The organism is Cupriavidus sp. 22TCCZM01-5 (assembly GCF_057798915.1).
The window spans coordinates 1-4,251 of record NZ_JBYOJR010000073.1 but is presented as its reverse complement, the minus strand read 5'-3'; the positions used below and the strand labels follow the sequence as shown (position 1 = coordinate 4,251).

The window sequence follows — 4,251 nt, the reverse complement described above, 5'->3', positions numbered from 1 at the left end:
TCGTTGATGGCCAGCCGCCAGGCGACGCGCTTTTCTGCTTACTCTTTTGTCGCTCGGACAAAAGAGTAAGTCGCCGGCTACGCCGGCGAAACAGCAGCGCCTGCCAAGAACGACAGCGCAATCCCAACCACAAAGCCCCGCCGGCCACGCCGGCGAAACAGCAGCGCCTGCCAAGCACGCCGAGCCAGTCACCACCACAAAGCCCCCGCCGGCCCCTCCGCTCAACTCACTCGCCGCGCCTGCTCCCAGGCCAAATCGGCCACGCGCGCAAAGCGCTCGCCCATGGCATGCGCCTCGGCACTGGAGGCGGTCCCGCGTGCGGCACGGCCCTTGACGCCATGCAGGATCGCCGCGAAGCGGAACATATTGAAGGCAATGTAGAAGTCCAGATTGCCAATACCGTCGCGACCGGTTCGACGGCAATAGGCCTCCACATACCCCGCCTCGTCAGGCAAGCCGGCCGCCGCCAGATCGCGCCCCGCGATGCCGCCCAGGATATCGGGCGGCATGCGGAACATCATGGCGTGGTACGCGAAGTCGGCAAGCGGATCGCCCAGGGTCGACAGTTCCCAGTCCAGCACTGCCAGCACGCGCGGCTCGGCGGGATGGAAAATCAGGTTATCGGCCCGGAAGTCGCCGTGCGTGATGGCAACGTCGTCGGTGGCGGGCAGGTGCCGTGGCAGCCAGTCGACCAGCCGGTCCATTGCCGGATGCCGCCCGGCCAGCTCGTCGCTCAGGTACTGTTGCGACCAGCGCGCCACCTGGCGGGCGACATAGCCGCCGGCCTTGCCGTAGTCACCAAGCCCGATGGCGTCGGGATCGATCGCATGCAGCCCGGCCAGCGTCGCGTTCATCGCATCCATGTAGGCAGCGCGCTCGCCGGACGGCACGTCGGCGAAGCCGGCATCCCAGAAGATCCGGCCTTCGACCAGGTCCATCACGAAGAACCAGCTGCCGATCACCGCATCGTCGGTACAGAGTCCGTGGATGCGCGGTACCGGAAAGCCCGCCTGCCCCAGCGCCGCCATCACGCGTGCTTCGCGCTCCACCGCATGGGCACCCTTGAGCAGCTGGCCGGGCGGCTTGCGCCGCAGCACATAGCTGCGCCCCGGCGTGCGCAGGCGGTAGGTGGGGTTGGATTGCCCGCCCTTGAACTGGTCGATCGTCAGCGGCCCGGCATAGCCGTCGACGTGCTGCGCCATCCAGCGCTCCAGAGCCGCCTGGTCGAAGCGGTGCTGCGCGCGCACCGGCACCGTGCCGGCGAAATCATGGACTTCAGACATGGCTTGCCTCAAAGCGAATTGATGGAATGGCCGCCGTCTACCGGCAGCACCGTGCCGGTCATGAAATCGGACGCGTCGGAGGCCAGCAACAGCAGCGCGCCGTCGAGCTGGCGCGGCTGTCCGAGCCGGCGCTGCGGGATACGCCGGATCAGCGCCTGTCCGCTTTCGGTCTCGAAGAAGCTGCGGTTGATATCGGTCTCGAAATAGCCCGGCGCAAGCGCATTGACACGGATGCCATGGCGCGCCCACTCCAGCGCCAGCGAGCGCGTGAGATGGATCAGCCCCGCCTTGGCCGCGGCGTACGCCGGCACCTGCTGGGCCACGCGCAGGCCAAGGATCGAAGCGATATTGATGATGCTGCCGCCCGTCCCGGCATCGCGCATCATGCGCGCGGCGCGCTGCGCGACGCGCCAGGCGCCGTTCAGGTTGGTGTCGATCACGCTGTGCCACTGCGCCTCGTCCACCTCCATGGCCGCCCCCGTGGTGGCGATGCCGGCGCTGTTGACGACGATCTGCACCGGCCCGAGTTCGCGCCGCGCACCCTCGAATGCCGCATCGACCCAGGTGGGATCCCTGACGTCGAGCGCGACCACGCACCCCTGTCCGCCCTGCTTGCGCAGTTCGGCCAGCAAGGCCTCGCCTTCGCCCACGCGCCGCCCGGCCAATGCCACCTTGCAGCCCGCGCGCGACAGCGTCTTCGCGAAATGCAGGCCAAGCCCGCTGAAGGCGCCGGTGACCAGCGCCACCTTGCCCTCCAGGTCGGCAAACGGGCCCAGGCCGCGTCCATCGTGCTGCGTCATTGCCATGTCTCCTGTGTTCTCTGTTGTCTGCGTGAAAGCCTGCTTACGCAGCCTTGACCATGTCCTCGACCACCTTCTTGGCATCGCCGAACACCATCATGGTCTTGTCCATGTAGAACAGTTCGTTGTCCAGCCCGGCATAGCCGGACGCCATCGAGCGCTTGTTGACGATGACGGTCTTGGCCTTGAAGGCCTCCAGGATCGGCATGCCGGCGATCGGCGACTTCGGGTCGGTCTTCGCCGCAGGGTTCACGACGTCGTTGGCGCCGAGCACCAGCACCACGTCGGCCTGGCCGAATTCGCTGTTGATGTCTTCCATTTCGAAGACCTGGTCGTACGGCACCTCGGCCTCGGCCAGCAGCACGTTCATGTGGCCCGGCATGCGGCCGGCCACCGGGTGGATCGCGTACTTCACCGTCACGCCCTTTTCGGTCAGCTTCTCCGTGAGTTCCTTCAGGGCATGCTGCGCGCGCGCCACGGCCAGGCCGTAGCCCGGCACGATGATCACGGTCTCGGCATTGCCCATCAGGAATGATGCATCATCGGCCGAACCCGACTTCACATTGCGCTGCACCTGCGAGCCGCCGGCACCGGCTGCTGCGGCATCGCTGCCGAAGCCGCCCAGGATCACGTTGAAGAACGAGCGGTTCATCGCCTTGCACATGATGTACGAGAGGATGGCACCGGACGAACCCACCAGCGAGCCGGCGATGATCAGCATCGGGTTGTTCAGCGAGAAGCCGATGCCGGCGGCCGCCCAGCCCGAGTACGAGTTCAGCATCGACACCACCACCGGCATGTCGGCACCGCCGATCGGGATGATGATCAGCACGCCCAGCACGAAGGCAATGGCGAGCATCACCAGGAACGGCAGCCACTCCTGCGTCATGAAGAACGCGATGCCGAAGCCGACCATCGCGACCGCCAGCGCCAGGTTCAGCATGTGCTGGCCGGCGAACACCACCGGCGCACCCTGGAACAGGCGGAACTTGTAGCGCCCGGCCAGCTTGCCGAACGCGATCACCGAACCGGAGAACGTGATGGCGCCGACAAAGCAGCCGATGAACAGCTCGACGCGGTTGCCCGTCGGGATCTCGTGCGAGCCCGCCGGTGCGATGCCGAAGGCCGCAGGCTCCGCCACCGCCGCCACGGCAATGCACACCGCGGCCAGGCCGATCAGCGAGTGCATGGCGGCGACCAGTTCGGGCATCTTGGTCATCTCGACCTTCTTGGCCACGTAGGCGCCGATACCACCGCCCACCACCAGCCCGGCAAGAATCAGCGACAGGCCGAAGCCCGTCTCCGTGCCCGCCGCGCCAGACGCCAGGAACTCGCTCTTGATCTTGGCGATCAGCGCCACCGTCGTGAGCGCCGCCACCGCCATGCCGATCATGCCGAAGGCATTGCCCTTGCGGGCCGAAGCCGGATGCGAGAGCCCCTTGAGCGCCTGGATGAAGCAGACCGACGCCCCCAGGTAGAACAGCGTCACCGTATTCATGGACAGGGCGTTCATCGCGGCATCTCCACCAGTTCGCCGCCGGCATGGGCCGGCGCCTTGGCTTCAGCCTTCCCTTCGGCCTTCACCTTGGGCGCCTTCTTGCGGAACATCTCGAGCATGCGCTGCGTCACCAGGAAGCCGCCGAACACGTTGACGGCGGCCAGCGCCACGGCCAGCGTGCCCATCGCGCGGCCCACGCTGCCTTCGGTGAGGCCGGCAGCCAGCATGGCGCCGACGATGATGATGGCCGAAATCGCATTGGTCACCGCCATCAGCGGCGTATGCAAGGCGGGCGTGACTGTCCAGACCACGTGGTAGCCCACGTAGATCGCCAGCACAAAGATGATCAGGTTGATCACCGTGTGGTTCACCATTTCCATCGGTCTCTCCTTAGCAGGCCAGGGCCGCTTCTTCGCGCCGCGTCATCAGGCAGGCGGCGACGATGTCGTCTTCGAGGTTGAGCGTGAACTGGCCTTCCTTGTCGATGACCAGCTTGAGGAAGTCCAGCACGTTGCGGGCATAGAGCGCCGAGGCATCGGCCGCAACCATGCTGGCGAGGTTGGTGTGCCCGACGAAGGTCACGCCATGGCGCTCGACTACTTCGTCGGCCACGGTCAGCGGGCAGTTGCCGCCTTGAGCCGCAGCCAGGTCGACCACCACCGAACCGGGC

General features: G+C 66.5%; 4 protein-coding genes and 1 pseudogene. All 5 read right to left on the bottom strand.

Translation table 11 applies throughout. From position 1 onward, the window contains the following. Positions 1–221: 221 nt before the first annotated feature. Positions 222–1,283 carry a phosphotransferase gene (locus tag AC3FNH_RS32415; RefSeq protein WP_488722988.1) on the bottom strand — a complete coding sequence of 354 codons (1,062 nt, stop codon included), beginning with the start codon at positions 1,281–1,283 and terminating at the stop codon, positions 222–224. 8 nt (positions 1,284–1,291) lie between these two features. Next, the gene (locus tag AC3FNH_RS32410) at positions 1,292–2,083 is read right to left on the bottom strand and encodes an SDR family NAD(P)-dependent oxidoreductase (protein ID WP_488722987.1); all 792 of its coding nucleotides are present in this window, start codon (positions 2,081–2,083) and stop codon (positions 1,292–1,294) included. A 43-nt stretch (positions 2,084–2,126) separates the two neighbouring features. Next, positions 2,127–3,596 (bottom strand): NAD(P)(+) transhydrogenase (Re/Si-specific) subunit beta, encoded by a 1,470-nt coding sequence (locus tag AC3FNH_RS32405; protein WP_488722986.1) that lies wholly within the window; start codon positions 3,594–3,596, stop codon positions 2,127–2,129. Continuing rightward, positions 3,593–3,961: an NAD(P) transhydrogenase subunit alpha part 2 gene (locus AC3FNH_RS32400; protein ID WP_488722985.1), complete on the bottom strand. Its 369-nt coding sequence runs from the start codon at positions 3,959–3,961 to the stop codon at positions 3,593–3,595. Before AC3FNH_RS32400 ends, AC3FNH_RS32405 begins: the two co-directional genes overlap by 4 nt. A gap of 10 nt (positions 3,962–3,971) precedes the next feature. Further along, positions 3,972–4,251 (bottom strand): annotated as a pseudogene (locus AC3FNH_RS32395) (NAD(P)(+) transhydrogenase (Re/Si-specific) subunit alpha); the annotation flags it as partial.

Bases quoted from the DNA above. Each gene is read 5' to 3' on its own strand.
- AC3FNH_RS32415 (WP_488722988.1), bottom strand. From the start codon at position 1,283: ATGTCTGAAGTCCATGATTTCGCCGGCACGGTGCCGGTGCGCGCGCAG.
- AC3FNH_RS32410 (WP_488722987.1), bottom strand. From the start codon at position 2,083: ATGACGCAGCACGATGGACGCGGCCTGGGCCCGTTTGCCGACCTGGAG.
- AC3FNH_RS32405 (WP_488722986.1), bottom strand. From the start codon at position 3,596: ATGAACGCCCTGTCCATGAATACGGTGACGCTGTTCTACCTGGGGGCG.
- AC3FNH_RS32400 (WP_488722985.1), bottom strand. From the start codon at position 3,961: ATGGAAATGGTGAACCACACGGTGATCAACCTGATCATCTTTGTGCTG.